Origin of the sequence: Pantoea sp. T14 (genome assembly GCF_036663535.1) — a bacterium.
Classification (GTDB): Bacteria; Pseudomonadota; Gammaproteobacteria; order Enterobacterales; family Enterobacteriaceae; genus Pantoea; species Pantoea phytostimulans.
On the sequence record NZ_JAWUEB010000012.1, the window covers coordinates 1 to 20,345 of the forward strand.

Sequence of the window (20,345 nt, forward strand, 5' to 3'; positions counted from 1 at the left end):
GAACCGCCATCCCGTTGCCGGTTTGCCGTGTCAGTGGAGGCGCATTATAGGGAGTTCTTCCGGGCTGACAAGTGCTAATCTCAAGTTTTTATTCAACCGCTCAATATTTAAACCACCTGCTTATTTTATGAACCAATTATCGCTTTTTACTCATAAAAAACGGGCCAAAAGGCCCGTTTTTATTTGAGGAGTGCTATTGATGAGCTGTTATTACACCGTCTTTAACATCCATTTCGATAGTTTTGCCCGGAACCAATGCACCGGAAAGTATTTGCTGAGCCAGCGGATTTTCAATCTGCTGCTGAATAGCTCGTTTAAGTGGACGCGCGCCATAAACCGGATCGTAGCCATTCTCACCAAGCAATTTAATCGCTTCACTGGAAATGTGCAGTTTATAACCGCGATCTTCCAGACGCTTATACAAACGCTGCAACTGAATATGCGCGATTGAAGCGATATGTTTCTCAGCTAATGGATGGAACACAACCACTTCATCAATACGGTTAACAAACTCAGGGCGGAAATGCTGCCCTACTACTCCCATGACGATATCTTTCATTTCGCCATAATTGAGATTGCCGAAACGCTCCTGAATCAAATCCGATCCCAAATTCGATGTCATGATGACAACTGAATTGCGGAAATCCACAGTTCGTCCTTGTCCATCGGTTAAGCGCCCATCATCGAGAACTTGCAACAGGATGTTGAACACATCTGGATGTGCTTTCTCTACTTCATCCAGAAGAATGACTGAATAAGGACGACGACGAACCGCTTCTGTTAAATAGCCGCCCTCTTCATAGCCAACATAACCAGGAGGCGCACCGACCAGTCGCGACACAGAATGTTTTTCCATGAATTCAGACATGTCGATACGTACCATCGCGTCATCGCTATCAAACAAGAAGTTCGCCAATGCCTTGCACAGCTCAGTTTTACCTACCCCTGTCGGCCCAAGGAATAAGAAAGAACCGATCGGGCGATTAGGATCCGACAATCCTGCGCGGCTACGGCGAATAGCATTCGATACAGCTTCAACCGCTTCGTCCTGGCCGATGACACGTGCGTGCAGTTCTTGCTCCATACGTAAAAGCTTATCGCGCTCGCCTTCCATCATGCGCGCCACAGGAATGCCGGTCCATCGTGCTAACACATCGGCAATTTCAACGTCGGTAACTCGATTACGCAGCAGCTTCATCATCTTGCCTTCAGCCTGAGTCGCTGCAGCCAGCTGTTTCTCAAGCGCTGGAATCTTGCCGTACTGCAACTCGGACATTTGGCCGAGGTCGCCTAAGCGGCGAGCCTGCTCAAGTGTAAGGCGCGCTTGCTCAAGTTCAGCCTTGATGTTCTGCGTACCGGATAAAGATGCTTTTTCCGCTTTCCACTCATCTTCAAGTTCAGCGTACTCACGCTCTTTTTGATTCAGCTCACTCTCTAACATCTCAAGACGTTTGATGCTGGCGTCATCCGCTTCTTTCTTAAGTGCCTGCTGCTCCAGTTTCAGCTGAATAATCCGGCGTTCAAGACGGTCAAGCGATTCAGGCTTAGAGTCCATCTGCATGCGGATGCTTGAAGCCGCCTCATCAATCAAGTCAATCGCCTTGTCGGGTAGCTGGCGATCAGCAATATAGCGATGCGATAAGGTTGCGGCCGCGACGATAGCCGGATCGGTAATTTGAACGTGGTGATGCAATTCATAACGCTCTTTCAGCCCACGCAGAATAGCGATGGTGTCTTCAACGCTTGGCTCAGCGACGTAGACTTTCTGAAAACGACGTTCTAACGCAGCATCTTTCTCTATATATTGACGATACTCATCCAGCGTCGTCGCGCCCACACAGTGCAACTCACCACGCGCCAATGCAGGTTTAAGCATATTACCAGCGTCCATCGCGCCGTCAGCTTTACCCGCGCCAACCATAGTATGCAGCTCATCAATAAACAGGATGACATTTCCCTCCTGTTTAGAAAGATCGTTCAATACACCTTTTAAGCGCTCTTCAAACTCACCACGGTATTTTGCGCCCGCCACCAGCGCGCCCATATCCAACGCCAGTACGCGGCGGCCTTTTAAACCCTCCGGTACTTCACCATTAATGATGCGCTGAGCCAGTCCTTCAGCAATAGCCGTTTTACCCACGCCAGGTTCACCAATAAGCACGGGATTGTTTTTGGTGCGCCGTTGTAATACCTGAATAGTCCGGCGAATCTCTTCATCACGACCGATTACTGGATCGAGCTTGCCTAATTCAGCACGCTCGGTTAGATCGATGGTGTATTTTTTCAATGCCTGCCGCTGATCTTCAGCCCCTTGATCGCTCACGTTTTCTCCTCCACGCATCTGGTCAATGGCCTTGGTTAGCTTTTCATTGGTTGCGCCAGCAGATTTAAGGATATCTGCCAAAGAACCACGTGAATCGAGGGCCGCCAGAACAAATAATTCAGATGAAATAAAATTGTCGCTGCGCTTCTGCGCCAGCTTGTCACATAAATTGAGCACACGGACTAAATCAGATGAAGGCTGAACATCACCTTCAGTCCCTTCCACTTGAGGCAGACGATCGATCGCCTGCTCTACCTGCGTGCGTAAGGTTGCAACGTCCGCACCTGCAGACGTTAATAATGGACGTACCGTTCCGCCTTCTTGATTAAGCAACGCGCTCATCAAGTGCAGAGGTTCGATAAATTGATTGTCATGTCCCAGAGCGAGGGACTGCGCATCGGCGAGAGCCAGTTGGAATTTGTTGGTAAGACGATCCAGACGCATGATTCCTCCCATTACAGGTCAAAATGCTACTGGAGATTAAATGAGGTCATCCCTCAAAATTTCAAGGTTAATGACCTGAGATAAGAGTAAAAAACATACTAACCGGATCGTCTTATGGCGTAAGGTTATATCAGCCAGATCAAAGTTGCCATACGACCGGTAACACCATCACGGCGAAAGGAGAAGAAATTGTCTGGTTCGCTGAAGGTGCAACGCTTCACAGCGCTAACAGATTGCACGCCTGCCGCCTGCAGACGCTGATGCGCTAATAACACTATATCGGCATAAAATTTATTGCCAACGGGACGGAATGCCGCTGCCGCCTGAGGAGCTTTAGCCATGAAGGCACTGCGTACCTCTGCGCCGACTTCAAATGCATTCGGACCAATTGCTGGTCCAAGCCATGCATGAATCTGATTAGGAGATGAACGAAACTGCGCCAGCGTGTTTTCTAATACGCCATCGCAAAGCCCACGCCACCCCGCATGTGCAGCGGCGACTTCCGTTCCATCTGCCGAGCAGAACAACACCGGTAAACAATCTGCTGTCATTACTGCACACACTACGCCTGCTTGATTAGTAATACATGCATCTGCACGCGGTATCTCTTGTACGGAATGTGGCAGCCGGACAATATCGGTTGTGTGAACCTGATCCAGCCATTGTGGCATTGCGGGCAAGCCCGCTAGCTCCACCAGTCGTTGGCGATTGCTTTCGACATGTGATGACGAATCCCCGACATGGCTGCCCAGATTCAGCGATTTCCAAGGTGCTGTACTCGTGCCGCCATAGCGTACAGTGGAACACGCTCGCACGCGGGACGGTACGGGCCAATCGGGGATAATCAAACTCATAACCAGTCCATTTGATCCTTGAACTCTTCAGTATCCGCTTTCAAAGCGTTAACTAAATCGATCATGTCTTGCGGGATTGGTGCATGAAATTCCATTTCAATACCGGTGATAGGGTGATACAGACGCAGCATGGTGGCATGCAGTGCCTGGCGATCGAAGCCACGTAATGTGGAGATGAACGCTTCAGATGCACCTTTTGGCGGACGTGGACGACCACCATAAAGCGGATCGCCTACCAGCGGATGGTTAATATGCGCCATGTGGACACGAATCTGGTGGGTACGCCCCGTTTCCAGACGCAGGCGTAAACGCGTGTGTGCACGGAAATGCTCCATGATTCGATAGTGAGTAACCGCAGGTTTGCCCATCGGATGCACAGCCATATGCGTGCGCTTGGTTGAGTGACGGCTGATTGGCTCATCAACGGTGCCGCCCGCTGTCATCGTACCGATTGCTACCGCTTCGTATTCACGCGTGATTTCACGCAGCTGCAGCGTTTCGACCAAGTGCGTTTGTGCAGGAACGGTTTTAGCTACCACCATTAATCCAGTGGTATCTTTATCAAGGCGATGGACGATGCCTGCGCGCGGAACATCCATTATGGCGGGGTAATGATGCAGCAATGCATTCAGCACCGTGCCATCAGGATTTCCCGCGCCCGGATGCACCACAAAACCACGCGGCTTGTTAATCACCAGGATATCATCGTCTTCATAAACGATGTCGAGCGGCAGATTTTGCGGCTCCCAGCGTTGCGCTTCTTCGATCTCAGCGTCAATGGCGACACGTTCGCCACCTAACACTTTCTCTTTTGGTTTGTCGACAATCGTGTCGTTAACACTAACGCGACGGTTAAGGATCCATTCTTTTATACGAGAACGCGAATAATCAGGGAACAATTCTGCCAAAGTCTGATCTAAGCGTTGTCCGAGTTGTGATTCGGATACCGTTGCGGTGAGTTGAACTTGTTGTGCCATATACAGCTTCTTCGTTAACGTTGGGTTTTCACGGCGATGCCGTTTAATATAATGTGCTATCGTACCTGGTCATTACCGGGAGCTATACGGACAGCTTCCGCCATAACATTTTGAGGATAATCATTTCGTCATGACGCGTATGAAACATCTGGTGGCTGCTGCCACACTGAGCCTGGCCCTTGTGGGTTGTTCCGGCTCTAATGACGCGGTACCGGACAGCCCGCCTTCTGAAATCTATGCCACAGCGCAGCAAAAGCTGCAGGACGGTAACTTTAAAGCGGCGATTAAGCAACTGGAAGCGCTGGATAATCGTTATCCGTTCGGTCCTTATTCACAGCAGGTTCAGCTGGATTTGATCTACGCGTATTATAAAAATGCCGATCTGCCATTAGCACAGGCGGCTATTGCTCGCTTCATGCGTTTGAATCCTACTCATCCAAACATCGACTATGTCATCTATATGAAAGGCCTGACGGATATGGCGTTGGATGATTCGGCGCTGCAAGGCTTCTTCGGCATTGATCGTTCTGATCGTGATCCGACCCATGCCCGTGATGCATTCCGTGACTTCTCGCAGCTGCTGCGCAGTTATCCGAACAGCCAATATTCAGCTGACGCGCAAAAACGTCTAGTCTACTTGAAAGATCGTTTAGCGAAATATGAACTGTCCGTGGCGCAATTCTATACTAAGCGCGAGGCTTATGTCGCGGTCGTTAACCGTGTGGAAGGTATGATGCGCGATTATCCCGATACGCAGGCCACGCACGATGCGCTGTCGCTGATGGAAAATGCCTACCGTCATCTACAACTAAACGCAGAAGCAGATAAAGTGGCAAAGATTATTGCTGCGAATCAAGTCGGCTAATTTTTATTCCGCTTGAAACTAAAAAAGCAGCCTTCAATGGCTGCTTTTTTTATGCTCGGAAAAACATTAAAACCAGTGTTTTCCCGTTGAGCTAACCCATCAACAATGCGCTTTTAACGGCTACGCTTCAAGCCTTTTAACCCGCTTTCTCAGCCTTTCTCACAAATAACTGGCCTTGACAAAAAGTGACATTTTTTCGTGATCTAAATCACACATTTTGTCTGTTTTCGCGTTATGCTGAACTTACCAAGACGGAAATGACAGAGAGGTAAGAAATATGATTCTCAACATTACCAGTAAACAAATGGAAATCACTGCGGCTATCCGCAACCATGTCGAAGACCGTCTCGCCAAGCTAGAAAAGTGGCAAACCGACCTGATTAATCCCCATATTGTCTTGTCCAAAGAACCAAAAGAATTCGTGGCTGATGCCACTATAAATACGCCAAACGGCACTTTGGTGGCCAGCGCCAAACACGACGATATGTATACCGCAATAAATGATTTGATTGCTAAGCTCGAACGACAGCTCAATAAAGTTCAGCATAAAGCCGAAGCTCGCCGCGCAACGACCAGCGTAAAAGATTTCACACCGGCCAGCTAATCACTTCAACGACAAGTTTAACGCGCCTACGGGCGCGTTTTTTATTGACAGCTTCAAATCAGTACGGTTACTCTCAGTTCACTATTTTTGTGGAATTAATCATGAAACAACCTCTGTTTTTCTTCGCTTTCTTTTTTACCTTCCCCTAATTGGGAGGCAATTCGTCGTGTGAAAACGAAAGCGAAGACGAACAACAAAGCCTCCCAACTGGGAGGCTTTTTTATTGGACAGCTTACAGGTGATCCCTATGAATCCCGATAATCCATTACTGGCGTTGCGCGACAGAATCAGCGCGGTCGATGAAAAACTACTGACTCTTTTAGCAGAACGCCGTTCGCTGGCCGTTGAGGTTGCACAGGCTAAACTTGAAACCCATCGCCCTATTCGTGATGTAGAACGCGAACGCGCTTTGCTGGAGCATTTGATCGTACTGGGCAAGAAACATCATTTGGATGCACACTACATCACACGGCTTTTCCAGTTAGTGATTGAGGATTCTGTATTAACTCAACAGGCGCTCCTGCAAAAGAATCTGAACCATCCTCATGCGCAGGCTGCCCGCATTGCTTTTTTAGGTCCAAAAGGTTCCTATTCTCATCTTGCTGCACGTAAATACGCAGCGCGCCATTTTGACAATATGGTTGAAATCGGCTGTCTTAAGTTTCATGACATTATTAAACACGTTGAGAATGGCTTAGCCGATTACGCGGTATTGCCGATAGAAAATACCAGTTCGGGTTCGATCAATGATGTTTACGATTTGCTTCAGCAAACAAGTTTGTCGATTGTGGGCGAACTGACTTTGCCCATCGATCATTGCGTGTTGATCAATGGCACCACCGATCTTCAGCAGATTGAAACGGTCTATAGTCATCCCCAGCCTTTCCAGCAATGTAGTCAGTTTATTAATCGTTTTCCACATTGGAAAATTGAGTACACCGAAAGTACCGCAGCAGCGATGGAGAAAGTCGCTGCACTCAATTCGCCTAAAGTTGCAGCCTTAGGCAGTGAGGCTGGCGGAGAGCTTTATCAGTTACAGGTTCTTGAACGAAATCTGGCGAATCAGCAACAAAACCAGACGCGTTTCATTGTTCTGGCTCGTAAACCGATCGACGTTTCTGATCAGGTTCCCGCGAAAACCACACTCATCATGGCAACAGGACAGCAAGCAGGTGCGCTGGTTGATGCCCTGTTAGTCTTGCGACAACACAACCTGATCATGAGTAAACTTGAGTCACGTCCTATCAATGGAAATCCGTGGGAAGAGATGTTTTACATTGATGTGCAGGCAAATTTGCAGTCGGAAAAAATGCAGCAGGCATTACAAGAATTGAAAACGATGACGCGATCGCTGAAGGTATTGGGATGTTATCCAGGCGAAAATATCGTGCCGGTTGAACCTGGCGAATAAAAGAAAGGCATCCAACGGGATGCCTTTTTATTTACTGCCGGCTGTCGTTCGCCGAACGTAATAAGCTGCGGCTTTCCACCAGGAAGCGTTTGGCATGGTCGCCAAACCAGTGCTCGACCCGATTAAAACTGTTGATGAAGGCTTGCTTATCACCCTGCTCCAGCAAGGTAATCGCTTCGCCAAAGCGTTGATAATAACGTTTTATCAGTGCCAAATTACTTTCTGAAGACATAATAATGTCAGCATACAGCTGCGGATCTTGGGCAAACAAGCGTCCAACCATCGCTAGTTCCAACCGGTAGATTGGCGACGACAGCGCCAATAACTGATCGAGATTAACGTTTTCTTCAGCTAAATGCAGACCATAAGCAAAGGTCGCGAAATGCCGAAGCGCCTGTATGAACGCCATGTTTTGATCATGCTCTACAGCGCTAATACGATGTAAGCGAGCACCCCACACCTGCATTTGTTCCAAAAACCATTGATACGCTTCAGGTTGACGGCCATCACACCAAACCACAACCTGTTTCGCAAGGCTACCGCTGTCAGGCCCAAACATCGGATGCAACCCCAGCACCGGTCCTCCATGCGCGGCCAGCATCGCCTGAAGCGGGCGATTTTTCACTGAAGCTAAATCAACCAAAATGCAGTCATCAGGCAGCTGCGGCAGCTGCGCTATGACTTGTTCAGTTAAATGAATCGGAACACTGATAATCACCATGCCGGCATCGCTTAGCAGCGATTCAGCCTGCTCCCAATCCGCTTTATCGAGTATTTTTACGATATAACCTGACAGGGTCAGCATCTTTTCAAATAGCCTGCCCATCTGGCCATTTCCGCCAACGATCACCACTGGACGCAATTCAGGACAAAGCGTTTTGAAACCTTTGTCATTTTCGCTGGTGTAGGATTCACGCATTACGCGGCGCAGCACATCTTCGATAAGATCAGGCGGCACACCCAACGCTTCCGCTTCCTTACGGCGCGACGCCAGCATTGAAGCTTCACGTTCTGGCACATAAATAGGCAAGCCATAACGGCTTTTGACTTCGCCTACCTCAGCGACCAGTTCAAGCCGCTTTGCCAGCAGATCGAGCAGCGCCTTGTCTACATTATCTATTTGATCGCGTAACGCGGTCAGTTCAGCAACCATTGCTCATTACACCTCGTGTGACAGACGCGCCGACAGCACTCCTTGCAGATCCTGATGCATATCACGTAGCAAAACTTCAGTGACTTCCCAATTGATGCAGGCATCAGTGACGGAAACGCCATATTTCATTTCACTGCGTGGTTGCTCAGAAGATTGGCTCCCTTCATTGATATGGCTCTCCAACATCAAACCAATAATCGAACGGTTACCATCTTTGATCTGGGCGACAGCTGACTCAGCTACCCCAGGCTGGCGACGGAAGTCTTTATTAGAATTACCATGGCTGCAATCTATCATTAAGGCTGGACGCAGTCCCGCCTTGAGCATCTCTTTTTCGCATTGTGCAACATCTTCTGGCCCGTAATTTGGCGTTTTTCCACCACGGAGAATGACGTGACCGTCTGGATTGCCTTGAGTTTGCAGCAAGCAAACTTGACCAGACTGATTGATACCGACAAAACGATGTGGCATTGCAGCTGCGCGCATTGCATTGATGGCCGTGCCAAGACTACCATCTGTTCCGTTTTTAAAACCAACCGGCATTGAAAGACCTGATGCCATTTCACGGTGAGTTTGCGATTCAGTCGTACGAGCACCAATCGCCGACCAGCTGAACAGATCGCCTAAATATTGTGGACTGTTAGGATCAAGGGCTTCAGTGGCCAATGGCAGACCCATTTCCACTAAATTCACTAACAGCTTACGTGCAATGTGTAAGCCCCCTTCCATATCAAACGAATTGTCCATATAAGGATCGTTGATCAAACCTTTCCAACCTACGGTCGTACGAGGTTTTTCAAAATAGACGCGCATAACGAGGTACAGCTGATCCTTCAACTGTTCAGAAAGGGTTTGCAGACGGCGAGCGTAATCAAGTGCAGCTTCTGTATCGTGAATTGAACATGGGCCACACACCACCAAAAGACGCGGATCGCGGCCTGCGATAATGTCAGAAATCGTCTGGCGAGATGCAGCAACCTGCTCTTGTTGCTGGGCATTCAGTGGAAATTTCGCCTTTAACTCTTCTGGCGTGATCAATATTTGTTCATCTGCGATATGCACATTATTCAGCGCGTCTTTTTGCATGATTACGATCCTTTTCTCGTTTATGCGGTCCAGGGATCCTCTAAGAGGATGTCGCACACTGTATCATAAAGAGTACGCCTTGCAATTAGTCTGTACATTTTTAATTACTATCAATAAAAATAACGTCCAATAAATAATTTAATTGCTTTAAAATAAATCACTTATAGTTACATTGCGCTTAACCCGCACCTTCAATACTGTAAAGTTATCATTACAATGCTGAACATGGGCGCTTAAGTGACCTGTGTTAATCTGACGTCACTTTCTGCTTAATTCAGTAATTTCATATGACCGCTCATTTCGCTTCTATTACATTACGTCCATTCACCCTAGAGGATATTTCTGCCTTCACTGCCGCAGTCAATAACTCGCTCGACACTTTGCTTCCATGGATGGTCTGGGCACATGAAAATTATGAGGAAAAAGAAGCAGCCAGCTGGATCAACTTTACTCACTTGCAAAGAGCAACAGGTGAAGCGCATGAATTTGCCATTGTAGATGAGCAAGATCGGCTATTAGGTGGCGCAGGTATTCGCTTTTCTCGTTTTCGAGGTGATTTTAGTGCGATGGGATATTGGGTTCGCAGCGATGTTCAAGGAAAAGGCATTGCCAGCCAGGCGGTAAACCAACTGCTTAAGTTTGGATTTGAACGTCCTGCTATTAAAACGATTGAGATCCTGGCAGCAGAGGCCAATACAGCAAGCAGGAGAGTGGCAGAAAAATGCGGAGGGCGTTTTGTTGATTACCGCTACGGGTTGATCATTTTAGACAGCGGTCCGGTTAATACCGCGATTTATCATTTTCATCGGCCACAGAAATAAGCTCACAGAGATTCTGGCGTGATGATGACATTGTGTCCGCAGGTATTTTTCCCTCATTATAATAAAAAAAGGGGCTGGCATTTCGCCAACCCCTTGTTTGCTATTAACTTTTAGATGTCGCGCTAGCGATACCTTAGTTAAGACGCTCTTTGATACGAGCAGACTTACCAGTACGCTCACGCAGGTAGTACAGTTTGGCTTTACGCACAGCGCCACGACGTTTAACAGCGATGCTGTCAATTACTGGTGAGTGAGTTTGGAAAACACGCTCAACGCCTTCGCCGTTAGAAATTTTGCGAACAGTGAATGCAGAGTGCAGACCGCGGTTACGAATAGCGATAACCACGCCCTCGAATGCCTGCAGACGTTTCTTAGAACCTTCAACGACCCATACTTTCACTTCCACGGAATCACCCGGACGGAAAGAAGGTACGTCCTGTTTCATCTGCTCTTGTTCAATTTGCTTAATAATGTTGCTCATAATTAAATCTCTTATCCTGGGTAAACTGATAGTCGGGGAAGATCACTCTTCCACATCATCGTTTTGCTGCTGCTGAAATTCACGTTTGAATTCCTTTAGCAACCTTGCTTGCTCTTCAGTCAGAGCCAGGTTTTCCAGAAGTTCAGGTCTTCTTAGCCAGGTACGGCCTAGCGACTGTTTCAGGCGCCAACGGCGAATATCGGCATGGTTGCCTGACAGTAAAACTGCCGGAACATCCTTGCCTTCTAACACTTCAGGTCGGGTGTAGTGTGGACAATCCAGCAAACCATCCGAGAACGAATCCTCATCGGCTGACGCTTGCTTACCCAGCACACCAGGAATAAACCGGGCAACTGAGTCAATCAACGTCATGGCTGGTAATTCTCCGCCACTGAGTACGTAATCGCCGATTGACCATTCTTCATCAATTTCGGTTTGGATTACGCGCTCATCAATCCCTTCATAACGACCACAGACCAGAATTAACTTGTTCTGCGTCGCTAACTCACAAACGCCCTGTTGGTCGAGTTTGCGCCCCTGAGGTGAAAGATATATCACCTTAGCCCCGTCTCCCGCCGCTGCTTTCGCTGCGGAGATGGCATCCCGTAAAGGTTGTACCATCATTAACATTCCCGGTCCGCCGCCATAAGGACGATCATCCACGGTGCGGTGCCGGTCAAGCGCGAAGTCACGCGGACTCCAGCTTTGAATACTAAGCAGGCCATTTTTTACTGCCCGGCCAGTTACCCCGTAATCGGTAATAGCGCGAAACATTTCTGGAAACAGGCTAATAACACCAATCCACATTGTATTCGCCGTTACGTTACCCTGTGATTCGGAGATCAAAAACCAGGATCCCAATCTACTTCGATGAGGCCAGTAGTGAGATCGACTTTCTTGATAACCTGTTCATCAAGAAACGGAATCAACCGCTCCTGAGCACCGAACGCATCTTTCAGGTTTGCCTTAACAACGAGTACGTCGTTCGAGCCGGTTTCCATCAAATCAATGACTTTGCCCAACTCGTAGCCTTCAAGGTTAACAACCTGGCAACCCATAAGGTCTTTCCAGTAATAGTCACCGTTATCCAGCGCTGGCAACTGCGTCGAATCAACCTTGATTTCGCAATTGGTTAATTGAGCCGCCGCATCCCGATCATCGAAGCCTTTGACTTTGATAATCAGGTCCTGATTGTGGTGCTTCCAACCCTCTAGCTCAACCTGATGCCATTTACCGGCACGCTGGATAAACCAAGGTTGGTAGTCGAAGATGCTTTCAGCGTCTTCAGTGGAGGAAAACACTTTGAGCCAACCGCGGATGCCGTATGCGGCCCCCATTTTACCCAAAACAATGGGATTAACGGGAGGCTGTGCGGCAAGTTGTTTGCTCATGCTCACCACCGTGACAGATTAAGCTGCTTTCTTTGCTTCTTTGATCAGCGCGTTAACGCGATCAGAAAGCGTAGCGCCCTGGCCAACCCAGTGCTCGATGCGATCCAGGTCCAGACGCAGACCTTCAGCCTGACCAGAAGCGATCGGGTTGAAGAAACCTACGCGCTCGATGAAGCGACCGTTGCGTGCATTACGGCTGTCAGTAACGACGACCTGATAGAACGGACGCTTTTTAGCGCCGTGACGTGCCAAACGAATTGTTACCATAACATCCTCTTCAGTTAATAAAACACCCGGCTCCATCGGGGAATGGAGTCCGGGTGCTGTATAAAAAGCCCGAAAATTTTACTCATTTTGGCGAAAAAAGCAACCTAATAGCGTTTCTTTCGGGCTTTTTTGTGGAACGATTAACGTCCCGGGAAACCTGGCGGCATCATGCCTTTCATACCGCGCATCATTTTTGCCATGCCACCTTTCTTCATTTTTTTCATCATGCGCTGCATATCATCAAACTGCTTAAGTAAGCGGTTAACGTCCTGCACCTGCATGCCTGAACCGGTCGCAATACGACGTTTACGCGACCCTTTAATGAGTTCCGGCTTTTCGCGCTCTTTGCGCGTCATTGAATTAATGATGGCTTCCATGCGCACCAGCACTTTGTCGTCCATTTGCGATTTAACGTTATCTGGCAGTTGGCCCATGCCTGGCAGTTTGCCCATCAGACTAGCCATGCCGCCCATGTTGCGCATCTGCTTCAACTGCTCAAGAAAATCGTTTAAATCGAAACCGTCACCGGTTTTTAATTTTTTCGCCAGCTTTTCAGCTTGCTCGCGGTCAACTTTACTCTCGATATCTTCAATCAGCGACAGCACGTCGCCCATGCCGAGAATACGTGATGCGATACGTTCTGGATAAAAAGGCTCCAGTGCCTCGGTCTTCTCACCGACACCCATGAACTTAATCGGTTTGCCGGTAATATGACGAATTGACAGCGCAGCACCGCCGCGAGCATCACCATCCACTTTGGTCAGAATAACGCCTGTCAGCGGCAATGCTTCGTTAAATGCTTTAGCCGTGTTAGCCGCATCCTGGCCGGTCATGGCATCAACCACAAACAGCGTTTCAACCGGATTAATCGCGGCATGAACCTGTTTGATTTCGTCCATCATCGCTTCATCAACGTGCAAACGACCGGCAGTATCCACCAGCAACACGTCGTAAAACTTCAGTTTGGCTTCTTTCAACGCATTGTTAACAATGTCGACGGGTTTCTGACTCACGTCGGATGGGCAGAAATCAACCCCAACCTGTTGAGCCAAAGTCTCAAGCTGTTTAATCGCTGCAGGACGATAAACGTCAGCAGAAACAACCAGGACTTTCTTTTTATGCTTTTCACGCAGGAACTTACCCAGTTTCCCGACGCTGGTCGTTTTACCCGCACCTTGTAAACCGGCCATCAGCACAACAGCAGGTGGCTGCGCAGCTAAATCAAGCGCATTATTCTCTGCCCCCATTGCTGCAACCAGTTCGTTGCGGACGATTTTGATGAACTCTTGGCCTGGCGTCAGGCTTTTATTGACGTCATGGCCTACTGCACTCTCTTTTACGCGACTGATAAAGTCACGTACAACTGGCAGTGCAACGTCAGCTTCGAGCAACGCCATGCGAACTTCACGCAGCGTGTCTTTAATATTGTCTTCGGTCAGCCTTCCGCGGCCACTGATATTACGCAGGCTTTGCGATAAACGATCGGTTAAATTATCAAACATTTTCTCTCACTTAAAAAATCGCGAGGCGCCTGATCGGCAGAATGCGGCGGATTATAACACGAAGCATCAGCGATCTCTGCAATTGACCCTCAGATCGTTTGGAGCATACTGCTGCTGGCGCTATACTGCTTTTTTCCTTATATCTGACTGATACCCGAAAGGATCTATGTCCGTTTTCTCGATTGTGGCGCTGTTCGCCTACTCCCTAAGCCTTGCACTGATCATTCCCAGCTTGTTAAAACGTAACGGTGGCTGGCGGCGGATGGCGGTGCTTTCTGCCTGTGTGGCGCTGATTACCCACGCGGTGGCTCTGCAGCAACGCATTTTTGCCGTCGATGGCGGACAAAACTTAAGCCTGTTGAACATTGGATCGCTAGTCAGCTTACTGATCTGCGCCATCATGACGATTGTCGCCTCACGCAATCGTGGCTGGCTGTTGTTACCGATTGTTTACAGTTTTGCGCTGATCAACCTGGCTTTTGCTACCTTCGTTCCCAACGCGTTCATTACTCATCTTGAAACCACGCCGGGCATGATGATTCACATCGGCCTGTCGCTGTTTGCCTACGCCACACTCATTATCGCGGCCCTCTACGCGCTGCAGCTGGCTTGGATTGACTATCAGTTAAAAAATAAAAAATTGGCGTTTACCCAAGATATGCCGCCGCTGCTTACCATTGAGCGCAAGATGTTTCATATTACCCAAGTGGGCGTTGTGCTGCTGACACTGGTGCTTTGTACCGGTTTGTTTTATATGCATAACCTGTTCAGTGCCGAGAATGTTGATAAAGCAGTACTTTCCATCATTGCATGGTTCGTCTATATCGTTCTGCTTTGGGGACACTATCATGAGGGTTGGCGCGGTCGTCGCGTAGTCTGGTTCAACTGCGGCGGCGCGTTGCTGTTAACCATGGCTTATTTCGGCAGCCGTGTTTTACAGCACCTACTCACTTCTGCCTCACATTAATTAAGGAAGTCCTGCGTTGGAACATGTTTCGACCACCACGCTGATCGTAACGCTAATCATTATGGTACTGGTTTCAGCTTATTTTTCAGGTTCAGAAACTGGCATGATGACGCTTAACCGCTACAAGCTGCGTCATCAAGCTAAAAGCGGGCATCGCGGAGCGCGTCGCGTTGAAAAGTTACTGCGACGCCCCGATCGCCTGATTAGCCTGGTGCTGATTGGCAATAACCTGGTTAATATCCTCGCGTCGGCCTTAGCGACCATAGTTGGAATGCGCCTGTATGGCGATGCCGGTGTCGCTATCGCTACCGGTGTGCTCACGTTTGTCGTTTTGGTATTTTCCGAAGTCCTCCCTAAAACCATCGCCGCACTTTATCCAGAAAAAGTGGCCTATCCTAGCAGCGTACTGCTTGGGCCATTGCAATATGTCATGCTGCCCTTGGTCTGGCTGTTAAACACCATAACGCGTATTTTGATGCGTATGGTGGGGATGAAAACCGATGGTTCTATCAACTCCGCACTAAGCAAAGAAGAGCTTCGCACTATCGTTTATGAGTCACGTAATTTGATATCACGCCGTAACCAGGACATGCTTCTTTCGGTGCTTGATTTGGAAAAAGTCAGCGTTGACGACATCATGGTGCCGCGTAATGAGATTGTTGGCATTAATATCAACGATGACTGGAAATCCGTGGCCCGCCAGCTCAGCCATTCGCCACACGGACGCATCGTATTGTTTCGTGATTCGCTCGATGATTGTGTAGGCATGCTGCGTGTACGCGAAGCCTGGCGCATGATGACAGAAAAAGAGTTCAACAAAGAGACGCTGCTACGCGCTGCTGATGAAATCTATTATGTCCCGGAAGGCACACCATTGAATGTGCAGCTGGTTAAATTTCAGCGCAACAAGAAGAAAGCCGGTTTGGTGGTTGATGAATATGGTGACATCAAAGGCTTGGTGACTATCGAAGATATTCTTGAAGAGATCGTTGGCGATTTCACTACCTCTATGTCACCTTCACTTGCAGAAGAAGTGATGCCACAAAACGATGGTTCAGTCTTGATTGAAGGAAGCGCCAATGTGCGCGAAATCAACAAAGCCTTTAACTGGAACCTACCTGAAGAAGAAGCACGTACCATAAATGGGATGTTGCTTGAGGCGCTGGAAGAGATTCCACAAATGAAGACGCGCATTCAAATTGGTCACTACGACATTGATATTCTGGATGTGCAGGACAATATGGTGAAGCAGGTCAAAATCACACCAAAGACGCCATTGAAATCTTCCATCGGCTCCTAAATTGCCTATAAAAAACGCCGCTAAATGCGGCGTTTTTTGGCAGGTAATCGCAAAACTAGATGTGCAGTTCCTGCAATTTCTCTTTTGGTAGTTTCAGATCTTCGTTGTGATTAACGCCGATATCATGTGCCAGAACGTTGCGGGCAATTTGCTGCGCTTCATCTAATGAATGCAGTTTGTAGCTACCACACTGATATTCGTTGAGTTCAGGGATCTGATTCTGATCTTTTACCTTCAGAACATCTTCCATCGCCTCTTTCCACGCTTTCGCTACGCGTTGCTCATCTGGCGTCCCGATCAGACTCATATAGAAACCAGTACGGCAACCCATCGGTGAGATATCAACGATTTCGACACCGTCACCATTCAGGTGATCGCGCATGAATCCTGCAAAAAGATGCTCAAGCGTATGAATACCGCGCTCAGTCAGGATCTCAATGTTAGGTCGGCAGAAACGCAGGTCGAAAACAGTAATTGTATCGCCGTTTGGCGTCTTCATGGTTTTCGCTACACGCACTGCAGGCGCAGCCATGATGGTGTGATCAACAGTAAAACTATCCAGTAATGGCATTACGTCGCCTCCTGTTCTGAGAATTTTTTTTAAAACAATGAAACTTTTCTGTTCGCCCAACGTCTGAATATATGAAAGACGCGCATTTGTTATCATCATCCCTGACAACAGAGATGTTAATTTGGCCACATTGATGTGGCCTTTTTCTTTTTCTACCCTTCCCGGCTCGCCAGATACGTTTCCAGATCCAACGTATCATTCGCTTCAAGCTGCTGCTGTTTAGACACAGACTCTTGCGCCTGACGCGTGAAGTCTTCTTCGCTTAACACTTCCAAAGATTCTTCACACAGCAAATGACGATATTGTTCTGCCAATGCTATACCGGTTCCGGTCAAACCATTATCCTTCATCGCGTGAAGGATGCGCGCTGAATAGGTTAGCTCAGGATCATCAAACGATGCCACCAGTTGATCGCAAACTTGTTGATATTGCGTGCTGCCCTGATTGCTGTCTAACACCTCAGCGACACGACGCAGATCTGCAAACAATGTTTTGCCTACTTCTTGCAGCGAATGCTCCGCTTCACCACATCCTACCGCAATTTTTTGGCCCGGCTTACGCCCTTCCAATACAACACGATTCCAGTTTTGACGAGTGCACTGCAGCTCTTCAGCGCTCATTTCAGGCGCATCTGCCAGCGTGCACCAAATCAGGAACAGATCAAGGAAGCGTACCTGATTTTCATCGACGCCAATTGCAGAGAAGGGATTGATATCAAGTGAACGGACTTCAATGTATTCAATGCCACCACGCAGCAGCGCATCAGATGGCGCTTCGCCAGAGCGCGTAACACGCTTAGGACGAATAGGTGCATAGAGCTCGTTCTCAATTTGCAGGACATTGGTATTAAGCTGAAGCCAGTTACCCTCTGCATCTTTGGTGCCCATCTCTGCAAACTCTTCTGATGGCGTTTTGATCGCCTTCTTGAGTGCCGATACATAACCGTCCAGAGAATTGAACGTGATACCCAACGAACTTTGAGATTTGTTGGTATACCCAAGGTCGCTCAGACGAAGCGACGTTGCATAGGGCAGCCACAACATACCTTCGTCATTGGTTTCGAATGGCAGCGCGCTTTCACGCCCTTGTAAAAAGCTGGAGCTGACAGCAGGTGATGCACCAAACAGGTAAGGAATCACCCATCCGAAGCGATAGTAATTTCGAATCAGGCGCAGATAACCAGCAGAAATGGTTTCTTTACCGCTTTCCACATCCTTCACATCGGCCCATTCCTGCCAGAAAGACAGCGGCAGTGAAAAGTTGTAATGAATGCCGGAGATGGTTTGCATCAGCGCGCCGTAGCGATTTTTCAGCCCTTCACGGTAGAGCGTTTTCATCCGGCCAATGTTGGAATTGCCGTATTGCGCCAGCTCAATTTTATCTGCATCTTCAATCACGCAAGGCATACTGAACGGCCACATGCGCTCCTCGCCCAACTCACGCGCAACATGGCGGTGAATATCGCGTAGAAAAGCCAGCATGTGGTCGATGCTGTGATCAACCGGCGTGATAAATTCGAGCAGAGTTTCTGCGAAATCGGTGGTAATCCAGTCATGCTTAAGCGCAGACCCCAGAGATTCCGGGTGACCGCTCTCAGCAAGATGACCATTTGGCATTGATCGTAATGTTTCACGTTCGATACCACGTCCAATGCCTTTTAAAGCATTAGGGTGCGCTTCCAGCCAGGACAGCGCTTTAGATACGTCCGGGATCACATTAACCTCCCGCTGTGAGAATAATTTATTTTTGTTCAGCATAATGTTAACCGTAGCCTCGAATCTGTGCGAATCAATGCCACCATTGCATGCCCTGTAATGTGGCGGTCGCGATAACGATATAACGCAGCGTTTTACCGACGGCGAGAAACAGCATTGCCGGGAGCCAGGCGAAACGTAACCAGCCTGCGAGAACGCAGAGCAGATCACCTACCACCGGCAACCAACTGAATAGCAGTGCTGCAGGCCCTAATCGGTGTAACCACGTCATTGCTGTGTCATGCCATCGCCCCTGACGTTTTAGCGGCAGTAAGCGACCAAGAAGAATGTTGGTTAAGCCGCCCAAGGTGTTTCCCAACGATGCGGCCACAATCAACCCATAAACTGATGCTTTTTTAGCAATCAGTAAAGCAATCAGCAGTGCTTCAGAGCTTCCCGGTAAAAGCGTCGCGCTTAAAAAACTGCTGCCAAACAAAGAGGCGTAAACAAGGATTTCACTCACAGTAAGCGAACATCTACCACGTCCATACCTGCAGCTTTCGCTGCCTGCACGCCAAAATCAGCGTCTTCGAAAACAATACAACGTTCCGGCGCTACGCCCATGAGTTCTGCGCAACGTAAAAAAGTATCCGGTTCTGGTTTGTGGCACTGCACGTCATCTGCACCAACCACTGCTGTAAACAACTCGCGTACACCCAGTTGGTTTAGCAAAGCCTCTGCCATGCTGTGCTCACTGCCCGTTCCAACTGCCATGGGACGACGGCCATAATAAGCCTTGACGACGTCCATTAAAGGAAGTGGATGCACGTTTTCCAACAGCATGGCTTTTACGGCAGCTGTTTTTTCAGCAGCGAGAAGAAGAGGATCATGAGTTGACTGATTTGTTTCAATAATAAACTGCGCCAGTTGCCAGGTCGGCGCACCATTGAAACTCACCATGCGTGCTTCATCCAGCGACAATCCGTAGCGTGCCAGTACCTGATGCCACGCTTTTCGATGTGTCGGCTCGGTGTCAAGAATTGTGCCGTCCATATCGAAAATCAGGGCGTCATATTGATCGTACATTGTCACTCCGGACATTCAATAAATGAGCCATTACTTTAGCTTAATGTGTGCAGGTTGTCGCCAGGTGGGATGAACAGCAAATGCTTTGAAAGCATTAGATATTTTTCTTTTCAGAAAAAGGTGATCCGGCGGGACGGCGTATAACCGTGTGGAATCACTGTAGATTTTTTAACAATTTGAGGAGGGTATAACATCATGGGAAATATTTTGGGTGCGTTATGAAATAACTCAACGCTGTTGGTTTTACTGAATTGCAGAAGGGTTAAGGCAGAGATTTTTGCTTTAAGAAGTGTTGACGGGTGTGGCAGCGTGTTATGGAGGTAGAGATTAAGAATATGGTGCATCCGGGAGGATTCGAACCTCCGACCGCTCGGTTCGTAGCCGAGTACTCTATCCAGCTGAGCTACGGATGCATAGGTAAAAACAGGTATAACAGAAAGGAGATAATTATTGGGTATAACGAAAAAGCGAATGGTGCATCCAGGAGGATTCGAACCTCCGACCGCTCGGTTCGTAGCCGAGTACTCTATCCAGCTGAGCTATGGATG

22 protein-coding genes, 1 tRNA gene and 1 other annotated feature are annotated in these 20,345 nt (G+C 48.4%); of the genes, 8 read left to right on the forward strand and 15 right to left on the reverse strand.

The window, feature by feature from the left end; genetic code table 11:
- Positions 1-187, forward strand: a 187-nt coding sequence (locus tag SC127_RS04750; protein ID WP_332625468.1) for a hypothetical protein, incomplete at its 5' end; no start/stop codon positions are given.
- A 6-nt stretch (positions 188-193) separates the two neighbouring features.
- On the opposite strand, the gene clpB is transcribed toward SC127_RS04750, so the two are convergent.
- The 3 genes from clpB to rluD all read right to left on the reverse strand — a co-directional run bounded on the left by clpB (position 194) and on the right by rluD (position 4,598).
- Complete coding sequence (gene clpB, locus SC127_RS04755) at positions 194-2,779, reverse strand: ATP-dependent chaperone ClpB (protein WP_243079093.1); 2,586 nt, start codon at positions 2,777-2,779, stop codon at positions 194-196.
- 113 nt (positions 2,780-2,892) lie between these two features.
- Positions 2,893-3,621: a purine nucleoside phosphorylase YfiH gene (gene yfiH / locus SC127_RS04760; protein ID WP_243079092.1), complete on the reverse strand. Its 729-nt coding sequence runs from the start codon at positions 3,619-3,621 to the stop codon at positions 2,893-2,895.
- Positions 3,618-4,598 (reverse strand): 23S rRNA pseudouridine(1911/1915/1917) synthase RluD, encoded by a 981-nt coding sequence (gene rluD, locus SC127_RS04765; protein WP_215845792.1) that lies wholly within the window; start codon positions 4,596-4,598, stop codon positions 3,618-3,620. Before rluD ends, yfiH begins: the two co-directional genes overlap by 4 nt.
- Positions 4,599-4,728: 130 nt before the next feature.
- On the opposite strand from rluD, the gene bamD reads away from it, so the two are divergent.
- From bamD to pheA, 4 genes are all read left to right on the forward strand, one after another.
- Entirely contained in the window at positions 4,729-5,463 is a 735-nt protein-coding gene (bamD, locus tag SC127_RS04770; RefSeq protein WP_243079091.1) for an outer membrane protein assembly factor BamD, read from the forward strand.
- A 277-nt stretch (positions 5,464-5,740) separates the two neighbouring features.
- Positions 5,741-6,067: a ribosome-associated translation inhibitor RaiA gene (gene raiA, locus SC127_RS04775; RefSeq protein ID WP_215845790.1), complete on the forward strand. Its 327-nt coding sequence runs from the start codon at positions 5,741-5,743 to the stop codon at positions 6,065-6,067.
- A gap of 100 nt (positions 6,068-6,167) precedes the next feature.
- Positions 6,168-6,292: a sequence feature (Phe leader region), on the forward strand.
- Entirely contained in the window at positions 6,169-6,216 is a 48-nt protein-coding gene (locus tag SC127_RS04780; protein WP_193323348.1) for a hypothetical protein, read from the forward strand. It overlaps the preceding feature by 48 nt.
- 22 nt (positions 6,293-6,314) lie before the next feature.
- A complete protein-coding gene (gene pheA, locus SC127_RS04785; protein ID WP_332625474.1) occupies positions 6,315-7,478 on the forward strand; it encodes a bifunctional chorismate mutase/prephenate dehydratase in 1,164 nt (387 codons plus the stop codon).
- Positions 7,479-7,509: 31 nt separating this feature from the next.
- Here pheA and tyrA read toward each other — a convergent pair whose 3' ends face one another.
- Both tyrA and SC127_RS04795 read right to left on the reverse strand, forming a co-directional pair.
- Positions 7,510-8,631 carry a bifunctional chorismate mutase/prephenate dehydrogenase gene (gene tyrA / locus SC127_RS04790; RefSeq protein ID WP_332625476.1) on the reverse strand — a complete coding sequence of 374 codons (1,122 nt, stop codon included), beginning with the start codon at positions 8,629-8,631 and terminating at the stop codon, positions 7,510-7,512.
- Between the two features lie 6 nt (positions 8,632-8,637).
- Complete coding sequence (locus SC127_RS04795; protein ID WP_243079089.1) at positions 8,638-9,717, reverse strand: 3-deoxy-7-phosphoheptulonate synthase; 1,080 nt, start codon at positions 9,715-9,717, stop codon at positions 8,638-8,640.
- A 287-nt stretch (positions 9,718-10,004) separates the two neighbouring features.
- On the opposite strand from SC127_RS04795, the gene SC127_RS04800 reads away from it, so the two are divergent.
- Positions 10,005-10,538 carry a GNAT family N-acetyltransferase gene (locus tag SC127_RS04800; RefSeq protein ID WP_332625478.1) on the forward strand — a complete coding sequence of 178 codons (534 nt, stop codon included), beginning with the start codon at positions 10,005-10,007 and terminating at the stop codon, positions 10,536-10,538.
- A 133-nt stretch (positions 10,539-10,671) separates the two neighbouring features.
- Here SC127_RS04800 and rplS read toward each other — a convergent pair whose 3' ends face one another.
- The 5 genes from rplS to ffh form a co-directional block, all read right to left on the reverse strand.
- Positions 10,672-11,019, reverse strand: a complete 348-nt coding sequence (gene rplS, locus SC127_RS04805) for a 50S ribosomal protein L19 (RefSeq protein WP_003849035.1) — start codon at positions 11,017-11,019, stop codon at positions 10,672-10,674.
- Between the two features lie 42 nt (positions 11,020-11,061).
- On the reverse strand, positions 11,062-11,826 hold the full coding sequence (gene trmD / locus SC127_RS04810) for a tRNA (guanosine(37)-N1)-methyltransferase TrmD (protein ID WP_215845786.1): 765 nt from the start codon (positions 11,824-11,826) through the stop codon (positions 11,062-11,064).
- Positions 11,827-11,861: 35 nt separating this feature from the next.
- The gene (gene rimM / locus SC127_RS04815) at positions 11,862-12,410 is read right to left on the reverse strand and encodes a ribosome maturation factor RimM (protein ID WP_215845785.1); all 549 of its coding nucleotides are present in this window, start codon (positions 12,408-12,410) and stop codon (positions 11,862-11,864) included.
- Between the two features lie 18 nt (positions 12,411-12,428).
- Entirely contained in the window at positions 12,429-12,677 is a 249-nt protein-coding gene (gene rpsP / locus SC127_RS04820; RefSeq protein ID WP_007893313.1) for a 30S ribosomal protein S16, read from the reverse strand.
- Positions 12,678-12,817: 140 nt separating this feature from the next.
- A complete protein-coding gene (ffh, locus tag SC127_RS04825) occupies positions 12,818-14,179 on the reverse strand; it encodes a signal recognition particle protein (protein ID WP_215845784.1) in 1,362 nt (453 codons plus the stop codon).
- 166 nt (positions 14,180-14,345) lie between these two features.
- Here ffh and SC127_RS04830 point away from each other — a divergent pair, with 166 nt between their 5' ends.
- Positions 14,346-15,146 carry a cytochrome C assembly family protein gene (locus SC127_RS04830; protein WP_215845783.1) on the forward strand — a complete coding sequence of 267 codons (801 nt, stop codon included), beginning with the start codon at positions 14,346-14,348 and terminating at the stop codon, positions 15,144-15,146.
- A gap of 16 nt (positions 15,147-15,162) precedes the next feature.
- Complete coding sequence (locus tag SC127_RS04835) at positions 15,163-16,446, forward strand: HlyC/CorC family transporter (RefSeq protein WP_243079086.1); 1,284 nt, start codon at positions 15,163-15,165, stop codon at positions 16,444-16,446.
- A 55-nt stretch (positions 16,447-16,501) separates the two neighbouring features.
- Here the strand turns inward: SC127_RS04835 and luxS are convergent, their stop codons facing one another.
- The 5 genes from luxS to SC127_RS04860 form a co-directional block, all read right to left on the reverse strand.
- Entirely contained in the window at positions 16,502-17,017 is a 516-nt protein-coding gene (gene luxS, locus SC127_RS04840) for an S-ribosylhomocysteine lyase (protein WP_215845781.1), read from the reverse strand.
- Positions 17,018-17,169: 152 nt separating this feature from the next.
- Entirely contained in the window at positions 17,170-18,774 is a 1,605-nt protein-coding gene (gene gshA, locus SC127_RS04845) for a glutamate--cysteine ligase (RefSeq protein WP_215845780.1), read from the reverse strand.
- A 31-nt stretch (positions 18,775-18,805) separates the two neighbouring features.
- Positions 18,806-19,234 (reverse strand): YqaA family protein, encoded by a 429-nt coding sequence (locus tag SC127_RS04850; RefSeq protein ID WP_215845779.1) that lies wholly within the window; start codon positions 19,232-19,234, stop codon positions 18,806-18,808.
- Positions 19,231-19,797, reverse strand: coding sequence for a fructose-1-phosphate/6-phosphogluconate phosphatase (gene yqaB / locus SC127_RS04855; RefSeq protein ID WP_332625503.1), 567 nt, complete (start codon positions 19,795-19,797; stop codon positions 19,231-19,233). Before yqaB ends, SC127_RS04850 begins: the two co-directional genes overlap by 4 nt.
- Before the next feature lie 336 nt (positions 19,798-20,133).
- Positions 20,134-20,210: transfer RNA gene (locus SC127_RS04860), tRNA-Arg, on the reverse strand.
- Between the last annotated feature and the right edge of the window lie 135 nt (positions 20,211-20,345).